Here is a 17,409-nt window from a genome sequence, read left to right as displayed (position 1 = left end):
TCACAGCTTGCCCCCGCGGCCGCCGTCGCGGGGCGCCGGGGCGATCAGCGTCGACAGATACGGCAGGGTGCCCTCTGCCAGGTCCGCGGCCGGACGGATCGACTCCTCGGGCAGCCCGAGCGCCGACCCCCACACCGCGCCCTCGGTACGCCCCGTCTCGCGCAGCGCGGTGGCCACCTCCGCGGCCAGCCGCCCGAACTTGTACGCGACCACCGTCCCCGGCCCGTCCAGGGCCTCCTTGAGCACGGCCGACCCGGCGGTCACCGGCACCAGGGTCAGCGGCTCGGTGCCCTCGGTGAGTACGGCGCCGCTGCGGGCCGCCAGATCCTGCATGGCGGTGATGCCGGGCACCGTCTCCACGGCCGTTCCCGGGACCAGTTCCTCGACGGTCTGCGCGAGGTAGGTGAACGTCGAGTACACGTTGGGGTCGCCGATCGTCGCGAAGGCGACGGCGGAGTGCTCCCGCAGCAGCGCGGCCACCCGCTCCCCCGCGGCGTCCCAGGCGGCCTCGCGGCGGGCCCGGTCGGTGCGCTCGTTCAGCGCGAAGACGACGCGTACGACCTTCTCCGCGCCCACGTAGTGCAGCACGGTCGCCTCGGCTCGCCCGCGCTCACCACTGTCCATCACGGGCACGACGACGACGTCGGCCTCCTGAAGCGCGCGTACGCCCTTCACGGTCACCAACTCCGGGTCGCCGGGCCCCACTCCGACGCCGATCAGCCTGCTGCCGCTCATGCTCCACACCTCTCGACGAACCTGCGGGCCGTGCCGGGCTGCGAAGCCCAGTGCGTATGCAGATAGCTCGCATGCACGCCCTGTTGTACGTATCCCTCCACGCGGCGCTCCGGCCGGTGCATGCCCCACGCGGGCGCGGGTCCTGCGACAGGCTCGACGACCGTCCGGTGGAACTCGTGCCCGTTCAGCCGTGTCCCGGCCGCGGCCAGCACACTGTCGCTCACCGCGACGGCCTCCCGGTACCCCAGCGTCAGCCGCTCCGACATCCGTGCCTCGGCATCCAGGACACCGCACATCGGCAGTCCGTCCAGGGCACGCGAGAGATAGAGCAGCCCGGCGCACTCGGCGGCGACGGGCGCGCCGGAGTGCGCCAGGTCGGCGACGCCCTTGCGCAACGCCTCGTTGGCGGACAGCTCCGGGGCGTAGACCTCCGGGAACCCGCCGCCTATGACGAGCCCGCTCGTCCCGTCCGGGAGCTGCTCGTCCCGGAGCGGGTCGAAGGTGACGACATCCGCGCCGGCGGCCGTGAGCAGCTCGCCGTGCTCGGCGTACGAGAACGTGAACGCGGCCCCGCCGGCGACGGCGACGACGGGCCGCCTGCGGGGGTTTCCCGCCCCACTGGCGGAAAACTCCTGCACCGCCGGCGACGGGGACGCGGGGTCCGGGGCCGAGCCGAGCGGGTTCCAGGCAGCATCGGGCAACCCGGGCGCGCTCCGCGCCAGCGCCAGCAGCGCCTCCAGGTCGCAGCCCCCGCGCACCTGCGCGGCCATCGCCGCCACGGACGCCACCGCGTCCGCCCGCCGCTCGGCGACCGGCACAAGACCCAGATGCCGCGACGGCGTCTCGACAGGAGCCGCCCGCCGCAGCACGCCCAGCACCGGCACCCCCGACTCCTCCAGCGCCTCCCGCAGCAGCTCCTCGTGCCGGTCGGAACCCACCTTGTTCAAAATCACGCCCCCGATCCGCACCTGCGGATCCCATGACGCGAAACCGTGCACCAGCGCCGCCACCGACCGCGACTGCGACGACGCGTCCACCACCAGCACCACCGGCGCCCGCAGCAGCTTCGCGACCTGCGCCGTGGAGGCCAGCTCACCCGCCCCCGCAGCGCCGTCGTACAGCCCCATGACGCCCTCGACCACGGCCACGTCGCACCCCGCCGCGCCGTGGGCGAACAGCGGCGCGATCAGTTCCGTACCGCACAGAAAGGCGTCCAGGTTCCGCCCCGGACGCCCGGTGGCGAGCGTGTGATACCCCGGGTCGATGTAGTCGGGTCCGACCTTGTGCGGGGACACGGCGAGGCCCGCCGCGACGAAGGCCGCCATCAGGCCCGTCGCGACGGTGGTCTTGCCGCTGCCGGACGACGGCGCGGCGATGACGAGACGTGCTACCACTCGATGCCCCGCTGCCCCTTCTGGCCGGCGTCCATCGGGTGCTTGACCTTGGACATGTCGGTCACCAGATCGGCGAAGTCCACCAGTTCCGCCGGAGCGTTACGGCCGGTGATCACCACATGCTGGTTGCCCGGCCGGTCACGCAGCACCTGGATCACCTCGGCCGTGTCCACCCACCCCCAGTGCATCGGGTACGCGAACTCGTCCAGCACATACATCTGGTACGTCTCGGCAGTCAGGTCTCGCTTGACCTGCTCCCAGCCCTCGCGCGCCGCCTCCTCGTTGTTGAGCTGCTTGTCGCGCTGCACCCACGACCAGCCCTCGCCCATCTTGTGCCAGTCGACCGGACCGCCCTCGCCGGAAGCCCCCAGGACCTTCAGCGCGTTCTCCTCGCCGACCTTCCACTTCGCGGACTTCACGAACTGGAACACCCCGATGGGCCACCCCTGGTTCCAGGCGCGCAGCGCCAGCCCGAACGCGGCCGTCGACTTGCCCTTGCCGATGCCCGTGTGGACGACGACGAGCGGCCGGTTGCGGCGCTGGCGGGTGGTGAGTCCGTCGTCCGGTACGACGGACGGCTGTCCCTGCGGCATTACGCGGCCCTCCTGGCTGCTTGAACGTCCTTGACGAGCCCGGCGATCGAGTCGGCACGCAGCTCGTCGAGGGTGACGGCGGTGCCGCTGAGGTCGCCCGCGAGCGTAGTGGCCAGCCCCAGCCGCACCGGCCCGGACTCGCAGTCCACCACGATCGAGGCCGTCCCTTCGACGGAATGCAGCCGCGCGGACCGCGTCGCCAGCGCCACCGGATCGACGCCGCCCGTCGCCCGGCCGTCCGTCACCACGACCAGCAGCGGGCGGCGCGAAGGATCGCGCAGCCGCTCCACACGCAGTACGTCATGTGCCTTGAGCAGCCCGGCCGCCAGCGGCGTACGACCGCCCGTCGGCAGCGACTCCAGCCGGGCGGCGGCCGCGTCCACCGACGAGGTCGGTGGCAGCACCACCTCCGCGTCCTTCCCGCGGAAGGTGATCAGCCCGACCTTGTCGCGCCGCTGGTAGGCGTCGAGCAGCAGCGAGAGAACCGCGCCCTTGACCGCGCTCATCCGCTGCCGGGCCGCCATCGACCCCGACGCGTCCACGACGAAGAGCACGAGGTTCCCCTCGCGCCCCTCACGGGTCGCCTGCCGCAGATCGTCCCTGCGCACCACCAGACCCCGGCCGCTGCGCCCGCGCGCCCGCTGGTGCGGGGCCGCGGCCTGCACGGTCGCCGCCAAGTGCAGCTTGGTGAGCGCCCCCCGGGGCCGGCGCGCACCGGTCGTCCGGCCGTGGTCCGTCCGCGCCCGGGACCTCCGCCCGGACGCGCCCTCACCGAGGCCGGGCACGCTCAGCATCTTCGTACGGAACGGCTCCGCGGCCCGTACGGGAGCCTGCTCGGCGCCGCCGGCCGGCTGCGGCTCCCCGCCCTGAGACTCCTGCGGCTGAGCGGGCGCGTCGCCCTGCCCGGCATCGCCCTGCGGCGGCGTGTCGGGACCGTCGGGCGGCGGCTGCCCACCGCCCCCGCCCGGACCGTCCGGATCAGGCTCAGGATCGTCGTCCCCGAACTCCTGCAGCGTGTCGTCGAGCTTGTCCTCGTCGAGACCGGGCGCGTCGAAGGGATTGCGCCGCCGCCGGTGCGGAAGCGCCAGCAGAGCGGCCTGCCGTACGTCCTCGGCGATCACGTCCGTACGCCCCGCCCACGCGGCCAGCGCCGTCGCCGTACGCGCCATCACGATGTCGGCCCGCATACCGTCCACCTCGAAGGCCGCGCAGGTCGCGGCGATCTGCCGCAACGCCCCGTCCCCGAGCCGGACTTGGGGCAGCAGAGCCCGCGCGGCCACTATCCGGGCCCGCAGCGCGGACTCCTCGCCCTCCCACCGGGCGGCGAAAGCGGCGGGATCGTCGTCGTACGCGAGCCGCCGCCGCACCACCTCGACCCGCTGGTCGGGCTCGCGCGACGCGGCGACCTCGACGGTCAGCCCGAAGCGGTCCAGCAGCTGCGGCCGCAGCTCGCCCTCTTCGGGGTTCATCGTCCCGACGAGCAGAAAACGTGCGGCGTGCCGTACGGAGACGCCTTCACGCTCGACGTACGACGCGCCCATCGCGGCCGCGTCCAGCAGCAGGTCGACGAGATGGTCGTGAAGGAGGTTGACCTCGTCCACATACAGAATCCCGCGGTGCGCGTCGGCGAGCAGACCGGGCTCGAAGGCCTTCACGCCCTCCGCCAGTGCCCGCTCGATGTCCAGCGCCCCCACGAGCCGGTCCTCGGACGCGCCGACGGGCAGCTCGACCATCCGCGCCGGCCGCGCCGTGCCGCCCCCGGCCTCGTGCGGCCCGTCGGGACACGCCGGGTCGGGCGACACGGGGTCGCACGAGAACCGGCAGCCGGCGACGACGCCGACGTCGGGCAGCAGCGACGAAAGGGCCCGTACGGCGGTCGACTTGGCGGTCCCCTTCTCACCGCGCACGAGCACACCGCCCACGGCGGGCGAGACGGCGTTCAGCAGCAGCCCGAGCCGCAGGTCGTCCATGCCGACGATCGCGGTGAACGGGTAGGGCGTACTCACGAAGAAGCCTCCACATCAAGCCTGTCCGGCATTCGGGGACCGGGGTCCGGGGCGGAGCCGCGGCGTTGAGCCTTCACGCGTCCCCCTCCAGGTCGCCCTCGAGCTCGAGATAGGTCGTCCTGAGCCGTTCCAGCGTCTCGGCGTCGGGCTCCGCCCACAGGCCTCGCTCCGCCGCCTCCAGCAGCCGCTCCGTAATACCCCGCAGCGCCCACGGGTTGGACTTCTGCATGAACTCGCGGTTCTCCGGGTCGAAGACGTACTCCGACGAGAGCTTCTCGTACATCCAGTCGTCGACCACGCCCGCCGTCGCGTCGTACCCGAAGAGGTAGTCGACGGTGGCCGCCATCTCGAAGGCGCCCTTGTAGCCGTGCCGTCGCATCGCCGCCATCCAGCGCGGGTTGACCACCCGCGCCCGGAACACCCGGTGTGTCTCCTCGCCCAGGGTGCGGGTCTTCACCTGGTCCGGCGTGGCGCTGTCGCCCACATACGCCTCGGGCGACTCGCCCGTCAGATGCCGCACCATGGCGACCATGCCACCGTGGTACTGGAAGTAGTCGTCCGCGTCGACGAGGTCGTGCTCCCGGGTGTCGACGTTCTTCGCGGCGACCGCGATCCGGCGGAACGCCGTCTCCATGTCCCCGCGCGCGGCCCGGCCCTCCAGCCCGCGCCCGTAGGCGTAACCGCCCCACACCGCGTACACCTCGGCCAGATCGGCGTCGCTGCGCCAGTTCCGCGCGTCGATCAGCGGCAGCAGACCGGCCCCGTACGCCCCCGGCTTCGAGCCGAAGATCCGGGCCGTGGCCCGCCGCCGGTCGCCGTGCTCCGCAGTGTCCTCGTCCGCGTGCGCCCGTACGTAGTTGGACTCGGCCGGCTCGTCCAGCTCCGCCACCGCCCGTACGGCGTCGTCGATCAGGCCCACCACATGCGGGAAGGCATCCCGGAAGAAGCCGGAGATGCGTACCGTCACATCGATGCGCGGCCGCCCCAGCTCCTTTGCCGGCACGATCTCGAAGCCGGTCACCCGGCGCGAGGCATCGTCCCAGACGGGCCGGCAGCCCAGCAGCGCAAGGATCTCGGCGATGTCGTCGCCCTGGGTGCGCATCGCGGACGTGCCCCACACCGTCAGTCCCACGGACTTCGGGTACGCCCCGGTGTCCGCGAGGTACCGGGCCACCAGCGAGTCGGCGAGCGCCTGGCCGACCTCCCACGACAGCCGGGACGGAATCGCCTTCGGGTCCACGGAGTAGAAGTTGCGGCCGGTCGGCAGGACATTGACCAGTCCGCGTGTCGGCGACCCGGACGGCCCCGCCGGGACGTAACCGCCGTCCAGCGCCAGCAGGATGTGGTCGATCTCGTCGGTCGTACGGGCCAGGCGCGGCACGACCTCCTCGCACGCGAAGCCCAGCACCGCCACGGCCTCGGGGCAGGGGGATTCGGCGGGTGTCCCCCCGGGAGGCACCGCGACGCCCAGCACGTCCCGGACCAGACCGGCCGCGGCGGACACCTCCCAGCCACGCTCCTCCATGCCCTCGGCGAGCCGACGGCACAGCTGCTCCAGCAGATCGATCGCGTCCGCGGCCGACCGCGACGGCCCCTGGACCAGGTCGGTCAGCTCCACCGGCACCTTCACCGGGGCGCCCGGCTCGCCCAGCAGCTCCTTCTCCACCAGCCCGAAGTGCTCGGCGAGAGCGGCCCTGAGCCCCGGCAGCGCATTGGCCTGCCCGCCCCACACCTGGGAGGCACGCAGCACGGCCAGCACCAGGTTCACCCGGGCCTCGGCCTCCGGGCCGCCGCCCAGGATGTGCAGACCGTCCCTGATCTGGACGTCCTTGATCTCACAGAGATAGCCGTCGATGTGCATGACGAACTCGTCGAAGTCGCCGTCGTCCGGCTGCTCGTCGATATGCAGATCGTGGTGCAGCTCGGCGGTCTTCACCAGCGTCCAGATCTGCGCCCGTACGGCCGGGGCCTTGGCCGGGTCGAGGTCGGACACCAGCGCGTACTCGTCAAGGAGCTGCTCGAGCTTGGCCAGGTCGCCGTAGGTGTCGGCGCGGGCCATGGGCGGCACCAGATGGTCCACGACGGTGGCGTGACCGCGGCGCTTGGCCTGGGTGCCCTCGCCCGGGTCGTTGACGATGAACGGGTAGATCAGCGGCAGCTCACCGAGCACCGCGTCCGGGCCGCAGCCGGCCGACAGACCAAGCCCCTTGCCGGGCAGCCACTCCATGGTGCCGTGCTTGCCCATGTGCACGATCGCGTCCGCGCCGAAGCTGTTGTCCAGCCAGCGGTACGCCGCCATGTAGTGGTGCGACGGCGGCATGTCGGGATCGTGGTAGATCGCGATCGGGTTCTCGCCGAAGCCGCGCGGCGGCTGGATCATCACGACGACGTTCCCGAACTGCAGGGAGGCGAGGACGATGTCGTCCCCGTCGACGTACAGCTGCCCCGGGGCCTCGCCCCAGTGGTGCAGCATCCCGTCCCGGATCCCCGGCTCCAGGCGGTCGAACCAGGCCTGGTAGTCGGCGAGCGGCACCCGCGCCGGAGCCGCCGCCAACTGCTCCTCGGTCAGCCACTCCACATCGTGCCCACCGGCGTTGATCAGCCGGTGGATCAGCTCGTCACCGTTGTCCGGGTGGCCTTCCACGACGTACCCGGCGTCGCGCAGGGCGTCCAGGACCCGTACCGCCGAAGCGGGGGTGTCCAGCCCCACCGCATTGCCGACCCGCGAGTGCTTCGTGGGATAGGCGGTGAAGACGAGCGCGAGCTTCTTCTCGGCGTTCGGCTTGTGCTTCAACAGGGCGTGGCGTACGGCGATTCCGGCGACGCGCCCGGCCCGCTCCGGGTCCGCGACATACACCGGTACGTCGTCGGGGCCCTGCTCCTTGAAGGAGAACGGGACGGTGATGAGCCGCCCGTCGAACTCGGGGATCGCCACCTGCATCGCCGCGTCCATCGGGGACAGGGCGGCGTCCGACTCCTCCCAGACGGCGCGCGAGGAGGTCAGGCACAGGCCCTGCAGCACCGGTACGTTCAGTTCGGCGAGGGCCCCGATGTCCCAGGCCTCGTCGTCGCCGCCGGCACTGGCGTCACTGGCCCGGCTGCCGCCCGCGGCCAGCACCGTCGCGACCAGCGCGTCGGTCCTGGCGAGCAGCTCGTACAGCTCGGCGTCCGCGCCGCGCAGCGAACCGCAGTACACGGGAAGAGCGTTGGCGCCCTTCGCCTCGATCCGGTCGCAGAGGGTGTCCACGAACGCGGTGTTCCCGGAGAGCTGGTGCGCCCGGTAGAAGAGCACACCGACGGTCGGCCGCCCCTCCACATACGCACGCTCGCCGTGCACGCCCCACTCGGGCATCTTCCGCGGCTCGGCACTGCGCCTGTTCTGCGCGTCCGCGGCACGGCCGGGCCCCGCCAGCAGCACATCCTCCGTGAGGAACCGGGCCAGCTCGACGAGATTGTCCGGCCCGCCCTCGACGAGATACTGCAGCGCCTCCGCGACAGCACCCGCGTGAACGGTCGACTCGGCCATCAGCTCGGCGTCGGGGACGGTCTCCCCGCCCAGCAGCACGGTCGGAATGCCGGACGCCTTCAGCGCGGCGAGCCCGTCCTCCCAGGCACGCTTGCCGCCGAGCAGCCGTACGACCGCGACGGACGTGCCCTCCAGCAGCGCGGGCAGCTCCTCCGCGACGTCGATACGGGTCGGGTTGCCGATCCGGTACGGCGCGCCGGATGCCCGGGCCGCCAGCAGATCCGTATCGGCGGTGGACAGCAACAGCACGGTGTTCTCGGTGCTCATGGCGCTCCAGGTGCGATGAAGGGAAGTCCTGACGGTGCGCCCGACTCGATGAGCCGCAGCAGCGCATCCGTATCCGCGTGTTCTTCGATCAGGTCGCCGAGGCGGTCCAGCTGCTCCTCGCGCAGGACGCCGAAACTGGTGTCCGGCGCGGGCACGAACCGCCGTCCGGCCGCCGCCGCCACCTCCCGCAGGAAGGCGCGGCGGAAGCCGTCGCTCTCCAGCGAGCCGTGCCAGTGGGTGCCCCAGACGGCGCCCACCCGGCAGCCGTCCAGACTGTGTCCGTCGCCGTCGGAGATGAACGTGTCACCGCCGGACACTTCGGCGACGCCGTGGTGGATCTCGTAGCCCTCGACCGGCTCGCCGAGTGCTTCGCCGACCGGCCGGGCCAGTGTCTTGTCGACCGCGAACCGCACCCGTACGGGCAGCAGGCCGAGGCCCGGGACACGGCCCGCGCGCGACTCGACCTCGTCCTCGATGTGCTCGCCGAGCAACTGGAACCCGCCGCAGATGCCGAGCACGGGTCTGCCCGCGGCGGCGCGGCGCAGCAGTGCGCCGGCGAGCCCGCGCTCCTTCAGCCACTCCAGGGCCCTGACCGTGCCGCGGGTTCCCGGCACGATCACCAGGTCGGCATCGACGAGCTCCTCGGCGCGGTCCACGAACCGCACGACGACGCCCGGTTCGGCGGCCAGCGCGTCCACGTCGGTGAAGTTGGACATCAGCGGCACGGCGCACACGGCGACCCGCAGCACGTCCTCGCCCACGGGCGGCGCGACCACCGACTCCCGTACGGCGCCCCGCAACGACACCCGGAGCCCGTCCTCCTCGTCGATGCCGAGGCCGTGCGCGAACGGCAGCACTCCGTACGTTCTGCGTCCGGTGAGGCCTTCCAGCATGTCCAGCCCGGGCTCGAGCAGCGACACGTCGCCCCGGAACTTGTTGACGATGTACCCGGCAACGAGCGCCTGGTCCTCGGCACTGAGCAGCGCGGTGGTCCCGAAGAACGAGGCGAAGACGCCTCCGCGGTCGATGTCTCCGACGACAACGACGGGCAGGGAAGCCGCCCGTGCGATGCCCATGTTCACGATGTCCGTACGCCGCAGATTGATTTCGGCCGGACTGCCCGCCCCCTCGCAGATCACGGCGTCATACGTGCCCCGCAGCTCCTCCAGGCACTCCACGACGGTGGAGAGCAATGCTTCCTGCCGCCCGCCGTGCAGCGCCCTCCCCCCGGACGCCGCGCCCGATTGCGGCCCCGCCGCGGGCCCGGATCCCCCGAAGAACCCACGCGCACTGAGCTCGCCCACCGGTCTGCCCATCAGCACGACCTGGCTGGACCGGTCGCTGCCGGGCTTGAGCAGCACGGGATTCATCAGCGCGGTCGGCTCCACCCGCGCGGCCTGCGCCTGCATGGCCTGCGCCCGCCCGATCTCCGCACCCTCGCGTGTCACGAACGAATTGAGCGACATGTTCTGCCCCTTGAAGGGCGCGACCTTCACTCCCTGCCGTACGAGCCACCGGCAGATCCCGGCCGTGACGACGCTCTTGCCTGCGTCGGACGTGGTCCCCGCGACCAGCAGCCCTCCGCCGGTACGCCTGCTCCCGCTCATCCCCGCCCCTTTCGTGCCGTGCCGGTGCGCAGCGTGTGCGCCGCCAGGCGTCCCGCCGCGCAGGTCGCCAGGGTCAGCCAGCCGATACGGCGCGAGAGCCGTACGGCACGTTCGATGTCGCCGAACTCCACGGGACGGCCCGGGGCATTGAGCACCGGCCGGTGTTCCACCCGTCCGGCGTACGAGAGTGTTCCGCCCAGCCGTACGCCGAGCGCGCCCGCGAACGCCGCCTCCACCGGTCCCGCGTTCGGGCTCGGGTGCTTCTGCGCGTCGGCCCGCCACGCCCGTACGGCCCCGCGCGCATCCCCGCCCGCGAGTACCGCGAGGCCCGCGGTGAGCCGGGCGCCCGGCCAGCCGGCCACATCGTCGAGGCGGGCCGAAGCCCAGCCGAACCGCCGGTACCGGGGCGATCTGTGCCCGACCATCGCGTCCAGGGTGTTGACCGCCCGGAAGCCCACCAGACCGGGCACGCCTGCGAGGGCACCCCAGACCAGCGCGCCCACCACGGCGTCGGAGGTGTTCTCGGCGACGGATTCGACGACGGCGCGGGCGATCTGCTGCTCGTCCAGGGCCTGCGGATCGCGCCCGCACAGATGCGGCAGGCGCTCCCGCGCCACATCCGCGTCCCCGGCGGCGAGCGCGCCGCCGATGGCGCGCGCCTCGCGGCCCAGGGATGTTCCCCCGACGACGGCCCAGGTAGCGGCGGCGGTCAGCGCGACGGAGGCGGCGCCGCGCCTTCGTACACCGCGGGCGAGCAGGGCGGCACCGCCCGCGGCGCCCCCGGCGCACAGGACGGCGTGCAGTGCGCCCCAGCCGCGGTGGTCACGCCACAGGACACGCTCGACAGCGCCCGCGGCCTGCCCGAACGCGGCGACCGGGTGCCCCCGGCGGGGATCGCCGAGCAGCAGGTCGCCGATGAGGCCGGCGGCGGCGCCGTACACGAATTCACGGTCGGCACGCATGGGTTCAGGCCGCCGTTACGCCTCGTCGAACCCTCGTACTCACAGAAGAAACAGAAACAGCAGCTGAACCGCAGCCGGGCATGGCGGTATGTCCTCACTCAGGGTCCGCGCCCTGGTTCGACGTGACGTGACCGACGGTGAGAGTTCCTGGCTTCCGGGGAACTGCTCCCCGGTGACAGTGGCGGGACCGCGTCGGATTCGCACCGACTTCCTCTTCTGCCGCCGTAGATGGCCTCGGCAGTCCACCACGCAGGCGAACACCAGTCAACTTGCCTTTGACCTGCGACGGGACAGTGTGCCGAGCCCCACACCCGGGCCGGAATTCTCCTGGACGCCGAAATCCGGCTTTCTCGGACGAGACCCGACATTCAAAGAGCGGTCCACGCATGAGGCGGGCCGGGTCCCGGCGCACGGAAAAGCCGGGCCGGTCACCCGAAGGGGTGCCCGGCCCGGCTCTGTTCTGTGTGTCCTGGGCTGTGCGCTGTGTGCGCCGCCGTCAGACGACGATCAGAAAGATTCCGTACGCCACGGCCGCCGCGCAGAGCGCGAAGCACGCGTACGCACCGGTGCGCGCCACGACAGCGGAACCGCCCTGTGCGGCCGCCGATTCCTGCTTGGTCAGGCCCACGATGCCCAGGGTGAACAGACCCACCAGAGCGACGGTGGCGACGAGGCTCACGCCGAAGACGGAGCCGAGTGCTGCCCAGTCGATGTTCATGCTGATCTGTCCTTACACCGTGGCCGTGGCCGGCTCGGAGCCTGCGGGAGGGGCCGGGGCCGGGATGGTGGTCTTGAGGTCCTGCGCGGGTGTGCCGGCCGGCGGCGGGGTGACGGCCGCGATGGCAGTGGTCACGACACCAGCGGGCTCGGCGTCGATGTCCACGTCGTTGACGTTGGTGTGGTCGACCACCTGGCGGCGGGAGACGAACCAGATCGCGGCGCAGGCGGAGACCAGGAAGACCGCGACGGCCGCGACACCCCAGTCGCCCTGCTTGGTGACGAACTCCGAGCCCGCGGCGACCAGACCGGCGGCCGGCAGGGTCAGACCCCAGGCGACGAACATCCGGGTGGCGGTGGACCAGCGGACCACGCCGCCCTTGCGGCCCAGGCCCGCACCCATCACGGCGCCGGAGCAGGAGTGCGTGGTCGACAGCGAGAAGCCGAGGTTGGAGGAGGCGAGGATGACGCTGGCCGCGCTGGTCTGGGCGGCGAAGCCCTGCTGCGGCTGGAGGTCGGTGAGGCCCTTGCCCATGGTGCGGATGATGCGCCAGCCGCCGAGGTAGGTGCCGAGCGCGATCGCGAGACCAGCGGCGAGGATGACCCACATCGGGGGGTTGGAGCCGGGGGCGAGCACACCGCCGGCGACGAGCGCCAGCGTGATGATGCCCATGGTCTTCTGCGCGTCGTTGGTGCCGTGGGCCAGGGAGACCAGGCCCGCCGAGGTGATCTGGCCGGCGCGGTAGCCCTTCGCGGTGGCCTTCGGGTCGGCGTTCCTGCCGATGCGGTACGTCAGCCGGGAGGCGAGGTACGCCGCGACGCCGGCGACCAGCGGGGCGGCGATCGCGGGGATGAGCACCTTGGTGACGACAGTGCCGCCGTTGACGCCGCTGACGCCGACCGAGGCGATGGTGGCGCCGATCAGACCGCCCATGAGGGCGTGCGAGGAACTGGAGGGCAGGCCGATCAGCCAGGTCATCAGGTTCCAGAGGATGGCGCCGACGAGCGCCGCGAAGATGACTTCGGGTGTGATGCCTGCTTCGGTGACGATGCCGCTGGAGATCGTTTTGGCGACCTCCACGGACAGGAACGCGCCGACGAGGTTGAGCACGGCGGACATGGCCACCGCCGTCTTGGGCTTCAGAGCGCCGGTCGAGATGGTCGTCGCCATCGCGTTGGCGGTGTCGTGGAAACCGTTCGTGAAATCGAACACTAGAGCTGTCACGATCACAATCGCGAGCAGCAAGGTGATGTGTTCCATTTACCCAGGCAATCGTTTGACGTCAGTGGCTCGGCGACCGTAGGCAACCTGGATGAACGGAAGATGAACTGGGGCGGGCGGTGTGGTGTCCGCAGATGGGTACCGGCCATTCCGCTTGCCGTCCGGAGTCTCGGGTGGAGGCGCCTTGGGAGAGTGCCCGCGCGGCGTCGGGTCGTTCGGGGCCGCCTGGCCGGCGGCGGAAAGCGGCTTTTATGGCCTTCGAGGAGACCTTGCTCACTCATCGATCGCTCATCCCTCACCCATGGGTCCTCATTGATCACGCGGGGCCGCTCGGCGGCCGCTCACCGCCGCCTCCGCGGTATCCCGGGCCGCCTGGCAGGATCACCGTTATGACCGATGAGGTGCGGCAGGACGCGATCGGGCGGGCGTGGGAAGACCTCGTGGCCACGGCTCGCAGGACGGCAACGGAAGGCCTGGTGGTGGGCACCTCGGGCAATGTCTCGGTGCGGGCCGGTGACCTCGTCCTGGTCACGCCGAGCGGAGTCGCCTACGACCGGCTCACCCCCGAGGACACCGTCGCCGTCGACCTCGACGGCAACCAGGTGCTCGGCGACCTCGCCCCCACCAGCGAACTGCCGCTCCACCTCGAGGTCTACCGCAACACCGGCGCCCGCGCCGTGGTCCACACCCACGCCGTGCACGCCACCGCCGTCTCCACCCTCGTCGCCGAGCTCCCGTCGATCCACTACATGATCGCGGCCCTCGGCGGCCCCGTCCGCGTCGCCCCGTACGCCCTGTACGGAACGGAAGAACTGGCCGAGAACATGCTGCGCGCCCTGCGCGACCGCACCGGCTGTCTCCTGCAGAACCATGGGACGCTCACCTACGGCGACTCCCTCCAACAGGCCTATGACCGCACCGCCCAGTTGGAGTCGATGTGCCGGCTCTGGCTGACCGCAGCCTCGGTCCCCGGACACTCGCCCACCCTGCTCTCCGCCTCCCAGCTGCGCGAGGCGGGGGAGAAGCTCCAGGGCTACGGCCCCTCCCGCTGACACCGGCCGGCCGTAGGCACCAGCCGTCCTCCCGGTGCCGGCCGCCGCCGGCCCGGCCGTCCGCCGACACCGGCGGCCCACGCCCACTGGCCGCGCGGCGTTCGCGTGCCGACACTGGAGCAGTGCGCCCGGCTACAGCGACGGCAGCTGCCGTCACCACTCTGATCGGTGTCGGCGCGGCCGCGATCGCGGCCGGCCGCTACGCAAGCGACGCCGCGCTCAAGCCGTCGCCCGGCCGGCCCCTGCCCGGTGAACCCCGGCTCACCGTGCACGCCACGGCCCCGGACACGGTGACCCTGACCCGCAGCCTCGTCTCGCAGCGCCCCGGTACGTACGGCATCGAGAGCTCCGGCGTCCACGCGGTCATCGGGGCCGTACTCGACGATGTGCCGCACTCCGCCGACACCGTCGTACGCCGCCTGGAGGGCATCGGCCACGGCAGACTGAAGCCGGGCACCCGGGTGCGGCTCACCCCTCAGGTGCACAGCGGCGATCCGAGCAGCGCGCTCGGCCTCAAGCACAGCGACGTCGACATCCCCGGCGAACTGGGCGGGCTGCCGGCGTGGTTCGTGCCCGGCGTCCGCGACACCTGGGTCATCACCGTGCACGGCCTGGGTGCCACACGGGAACACCCCATGAACCTCATGGCCTTCCTGCACTCCCATCGGCTCCCGGTGCTCGACATCGGCTATCGCGGGGACCTCGGCGCACCCAGGTCCCCGGACGGGCTCGGTCACCTCGGCGACTCCGAGTGGCGCGACCTGGACGCGGCCATCCGCTACGCCGTGCGCTACGGCGCCCGGGACATCGTCCTGCACGGCTGGTCCACCGGCGCCACGATGGCCCTGTACGCCGCCGCCAACTCCGGGCTTCGCGACCGGATCAGCGGACTCGTCCTGGACTCCCCGGTCCTCGACTGGGAAACCACTCTGCGCAATCTGGCCGCGGCCCGCCGCACCCCCTCGTTCCTGCTTCCGCTCGCCGTCAGAGCGGCTCAGGGCAGGACGGGACTCGGCGCCGGTCGGCTGCTCGCCGCCGCGGACCCACGGACCCTGAGCGTCCCGACCCTGATCTTCCACGGCCCGGACGACACCCTCGCGCCCTGGCAGCCCTCTCGCGACCTCGCGGCCCGCCGCCCCGGACTGGTCGCCCTCCACACGGTTCCGCAGGCCCCGCACGCCGCCATGTGGAACGCCGACCCGGCAGGCTACGAAGAGGTACTCCGCCGCTTCCTGACCCCCCTGATGTAGCCCTTGCGGCGCCTGGCGAGGCGGCCGCCCGTCGCGGCCGACCAGGTTCCGTTTGGGCTTTCGGGGCGTGAGCGGGAACACTGTTCCCGTGACGTCCCGAAAGCCTGATGAGCAATTGGCGCGCAACTCCAGACTCCGTCTTGTCCGCCCGCGGTCGTTGGCCACCGCACGGCGGGCTGTGACGACCCGGCGCACCCGGCCGGCCCCCCGCCCGCCCGAGGGCACACCGCCCCCCGCGGAGCTGGCCCGCCAGGCGCGGGCGGTCCTCGCCGACGCCGTACGCATTGCCCGCTGGGCCGCCGTGGGGGTCGCTCCCATGCCCGAAGGGCTGGGGGGGAGTGACCCCGGCACCGCTCCGCTCGCCGCGAGGGCGCAGGAACGAGCCGCGGCCGCCCTGGAGTTGACTTCGATTCAGGTACGCGCGGGATGGGACCGCGCCCGCCTCGCCGGACTGGTCGAACTGCACGGCGACACCGCACGCCCCGGCTGGCGGCTGCGCGCCTGGGACCGGGACGACATGGCCGTACTGCGCGGCTGGGTTGCCCTCTTCGACGCCTGGTCGCTGGTCCACCCGGCCCCCCAGGACGTCGCCCCCACCGCAGTCGCCGAGGCCGTCGAGGCCGTGCCCCAGGTGCTCTCCCTCCTCCAGCTCTCGGCCGGCCCCGTGCTCGTACCGGTCCTGCTCGACCTTCTGCAGCAGCGTGTCGCCGAACTGCGCGAGGAGCGTTGCGAGGTCCCCTACGGACCGCAGGCCGCCCCGCAGCCCGGCCGGCCCGAGCCGGAGCCCGAGCCCGAGCCGGACGCCCCTGTCTCCGTCTCCCTCCTTCTCGACTGGGCCCTGGAAGGCCTGGCCGCCGTCGGCGCACTGACCCTGGGCAAGGGGCAGGCCACCCTCACCCCGCTCGGCAACTGGGCGGTCTGGGTCAAGCTCGAGCAGATCTGCGTCGCCGCCCAGAGCCCCGCCGGCAATATCGAGCAGCCCGCCGAGGACATGCTGCGCGGCTGCGCCCGCCTCACCCCCGGCCCGGCCCGCGCCGAGTACCGGGCATGGCTGGCCGCCCGCACCGTCTCCAGCGCCGTCGCCGAACTCCTCGCCGTCGCCCGCGGCGAGGACGCCCTGCTGCGCGGACTCGCCTTCGAGGCACTGCGCGTCGTCGGCGCCCCTGCGGAGGCCGAGGTCCGTGCCGCCGTCGACGAGCCTTCACTTCGCCCCTATGTCCTGCTCTGGCTCGCCGAGTACGAGGGAGCCGACCCCGACGACGCCGCCGAGGTCCTCACCCGCGAGGAAGCGACCTGGCTCTGGGTGGACACCGCTGCTGCCGTCGCCGACCACGGCGAGCCCCAGCTGCTGCTGCGCCACCTCGACTCCGCGGTGCAGGGCACGGTCCCGGCGCTCCTCGACGAGGTCCGGGCCGGCGGCCACCCCCGCACGGTCCAGGTCCTGGTCGCCCTTGCCGCCGCCCACCCGGATCCCGCCCTGGCCAAGGCCGTGCGCCGGGCGGCGTTCCAGGTGCACACCGGGGGCGCGTAGACCGGCGACAGCCGGCGGACCGGGGGCGGCTGGGGCGTGTTGTGGAAGTCCCGGCTGCCCGCGGTCTCTGGCACGCACTCCCCGGCTACCGCTGGGAGGTGCCCCACGCGCGACCTGGCTAGGCCTCCGCCCCCGGCGTGTACGTCCCGAAGCTCCAGACGTTCCCCTCGATGTCGCGCGCCATGTAGTCACGTGCGCCGTAGTCCTGATCGGTCGGTGGCATCACGATGTCCGCCCCGCGCTCCACTGCCTTGGCGTGGTGCGCGTCGACCTCGTCGACATGGACGAACACCCCCGTCGGCCCGGCGTCCTTCATCAACTTGTCGTACTCACTGCCGGTCCCCTTGCTGCCCAGCATCACCATGCCGTTGCCGAAGGTCAGCTCGGCGTGCACCACCGCGCCCGCCTCGTCCTCGTACACCGCGTGTTCGGTGAAGCCGAACGCCTCGGTGAGCTGTTTGATCGCGGCTTTCGCATCCTTGTACAGCAGCGTCGGACAGATGCCCGGTGACTCCGACATCTCGATCACTCCTTCAAGCTCGATGGT

At 72.3% G+C, this 17,409-nt stretch carries 13 protein-coding genes and 1 riboswitch; of the genes, 3 read left to right on the top strand and 10 right to left on the bottom strand.

What is annotated here, in order from left to right:
• The 9 genes from cobI to OG883_RS20400 all read right to left on the bottom strand — a co-directional run bounded on the left by cobI (window position 1) and on the right by OG883_RS20400 (window position 13,068).
• Window positions 1-735 (bottom strand): precorrin-2 C(20)-methyltransferase, encoded by a 735-nt coding sequence (cobI, locus tag OG883_RS20440; protein ID WP_266542926.1) that lies wholly within the window; start codon window positions 733-735, stop codon window positions 1-3.
• The gene (locus OG883_RS20435) at window positions 732-2,129 is read right to left on the bottom strand and encodes a cobyrinate a,c-diamide synthase (protein WP_266542924.1); all 1,398 of its coding nucleotides are present in this window, start codon (window positions 2,127-2,129) and stop codon (window positions 732-734) included. The genes cobI and OG883_RS20435 overlap by 4 nt, the downstream gene beginning before the upstream one ends.
• Window positions 2,123-2,722, bottom strand: a complete 600-nt coding sequence (cobO, locus tag OG883_RS20430; protein ID WP_266542922.1) for a cob(I)yrinic acid a,c-diamide adenosyltransferase — start codon at window positions 2,720-2,722, stop codon at window positions 2,123-2,125. Before cobO ends, OG883_RS20435 begins: the two co-directional genes overlap by 7 nt.
• On the bottom strand, window positions 2,722-4,728 hold the full coding sequence (locus OG883_RS20425) for a putative cobaltochelatase (RefSeq protein WP_266542920.1): 2,007 nt from the start codon (window positions 4,726-4,728) through the stop codon (window positions 2,722-2,724). Before OG883_RS20425 ends, cobO begins: the two co-directional genes overlap by 1 nt.
• 73 nt (window positions 4,729-4,801) lie before the next feature.
• Window positions 4,802-8,521: a cobaltochelatase subunit CobN gene (cobN, locus tag OG883_RS20420; protein ID WP_266542918.1), complete on the bottom strand. Its 3,720-nt coding sequence runs from the start codon at window positions 8,519-8,521 to the stop codon at window positions 4,802-4,804.
• Window positions 8,518-10,128, bottom strand: a complete 1,611-nt coding sequence (locus OG883_RS20415; RefSeq protein WP_266542916.1) for a cobyric acid synthase — start codon at window positions 10,126-10,128, stop codon at window positions 8,518-8,520. Before OG883_RS20415 ends, cobN begins: the two co-directional genes overlap by 4 nt.
• A complete protein-coding gene (locus OG883_RS20410) occupies window positions 10,125-11,090 on the bottom strand; it encodes a cobalamin biosynthesis protein (RefSeq protein ID WP_266542914.1) in 966 nt (321 codons plus the stop codon). Before OG883_RS20410 ends, OG883_RS20415 begins: the two co-directional genes overlap by 4 nt.
• Before the next feature lie 120 nt (window positions 11,091-11,210).
• Window positions 11,211-11,353: riboswitch (cobalamin riboswitch) on the bottom strand.
• Window positions 11,354-11,586: 233 nt separating this feature from the next.
• Window positions 11,587-11,808, bottom strand: coding sequence for a hypothetical protein (locus tag OG883_RS20405; protein WP_266542913.1), 222 nt, complete (start codon window positions 11,806-11,808; stop codon window positions 11,587-11,589).
• 12 nt (window positions 11,809-11,820) lie between these two features.
• The gene (locus OG883_RS20400; RefSeq protein ID WP_266542911.1) at window positions 11,821-13,068 is read right to left on the bottom strand and encodes an inorganic phosphate transporter; all 1,248 of its coding nucleotides are present in this window, start codon (window positions 13,066-13,068) and stop codon (window positions 11,821-11,823) included.
• Between the two features lie 350 nt (window positions 13,069-13,418).
• Here OG883_RS20400 and OG883_RS20395 point away from each other — a divergent pair, with 350 nt between their 5' ends.
• The 3 genes from OG883_RS20395 to OG883_RS20385 all read left to right on the top strand — a co-directional run bounded on the left by OG883_RS20395 (window position 13,419) and on the right by OG883_RS20385 (window position 16,862).
• Complete coding sequence (locus OG883_RS20395) at window positions 13,419-14,081, top strand: class II aldolase/adducin family protein (RefSeq protein WP_266542909.1); 663 nt, start codon at window positions 13,419-13,421, stop codon at window positions 14,079-14,081.
• 122 nt (window positions 14,082-14,203) lie between these two features.
• The gene (locus OG883_RS20390; protein WP_266542908.1) at window positions 14,204-15,331 is read left to right on the top strand and encodes an alpha/beta hydrolase; all 1,128 of its coding nucleotides are present in this window, start codon (window positions 14,204-14,206) and stop codon (window positions 15,329-15,331) included.
• Between the two features lie 178 nt (window positions 15,332-15,509).
• Window positions 15,510-16,862 (top strand): hypothetical protein, encoded by a 1,353-nt coding sequence (locus OG883_RS20385; protein WP_266542906.1) that lies wholly within the window; start codon window positions 15,510-15,512, stop codon window positions 16,860-16,862.
• Between the two features lie 118 nt (window positions 16,863-16,980).
• Here OG883_RS20385 and OG883_RS20380 read toward each other — a convergent pair whose 3' ends face one another.
• Window positions 16,981-17,382 (bottom strand): VOC family protein, encoded by a 402-nt coding sequence (locus OG883_RS20380; protein WP_266542905.1) that lies wholly within the window; start codon window positions 17,380-17,382, stop codon window positions 16,981-16,983.
• Window positions 17,383-17,409 lie beyond the last annotated feature (27 nt).

The sequence above is a fragment of the Streptomyces sp. NBC_01142 genome, from assembly GCF_026341125.1.
Classification (GTDB): domain Bacteria; phylum Actinomycetota; class Actinomycetes; order Streptomycetales; family Streptomycetaceae; genus Streptomyces.
The sequence above is the reverse complement of the archived record's forward strand: the minus strand, read 5'-3'. Positions and strand labels throughout refer to the sequence as shown.

Bases quoted from the DNA above. Each gene is read 5' to 3' on its own strand.
- OG883_RS20400 (WP_266542911.1), bottom strand. From the start codon at position 13,068: ATGGAACACATCACCTTGCTGCTCGCGATTGTGATCGTGACAGCTCTA.
- OG883_RS20405 (WP_266542913.1), bottom strand. From the start codon at position 11,808: ATGAACATCGACTGGGCAGCACTCGGCTCCGTCTTCGGCGTGAGCCTC.
- OG883_RS20415 (WP_266542916.1), bottom strand. From the start codon at position 10,128: ATGAGCGGGAGCAGGCGTACCGGCGGAGGGCTGCTGGTCGCGGGGACC.
- OG883_RS20410 (WP_266542914.1), bottom strand. From the start codon at position 11,090: ATGCGTGCCGACCGTGAATTCGTGTACGGCGCCGCCGCCGGCCTCATC.
- OG883_RS20380 (WP_266542905.1), bottom strand. From the start codon at position 17,382: ATGTCGGAGTCACCGGGCATCTGTCCGACGCTGCTGTACAAGGATGCG.
- cobO (WP_266542922.1), bottom strand. From the start codon at position 2,722: ATGCCGCAGGGACAGCCGTCCGTCGTACCGGACGACGGACTCACCACC.
- cobI (WP_266542926.1), bottom strand. From the start codon at position 735: ATGAGCGGCAGCAGGCTGATCGGCGTCGGAGTGGGGCCCGGCGACCCG.
- cobN (WP_266542918.1), bottom strand. From the start codon at position 8,521: ATGAGCACCGAGAACACCGTGCTGTTGCTGTCCACCGCCGATACGGAT.
- OG883_RS20395 (WP_266542909.1), top strand. From the start codon at position 13,419: ATGACCGATGAGGTGCGGCAGGACGCGATCGGGCGGGCGTGGGAAGAC.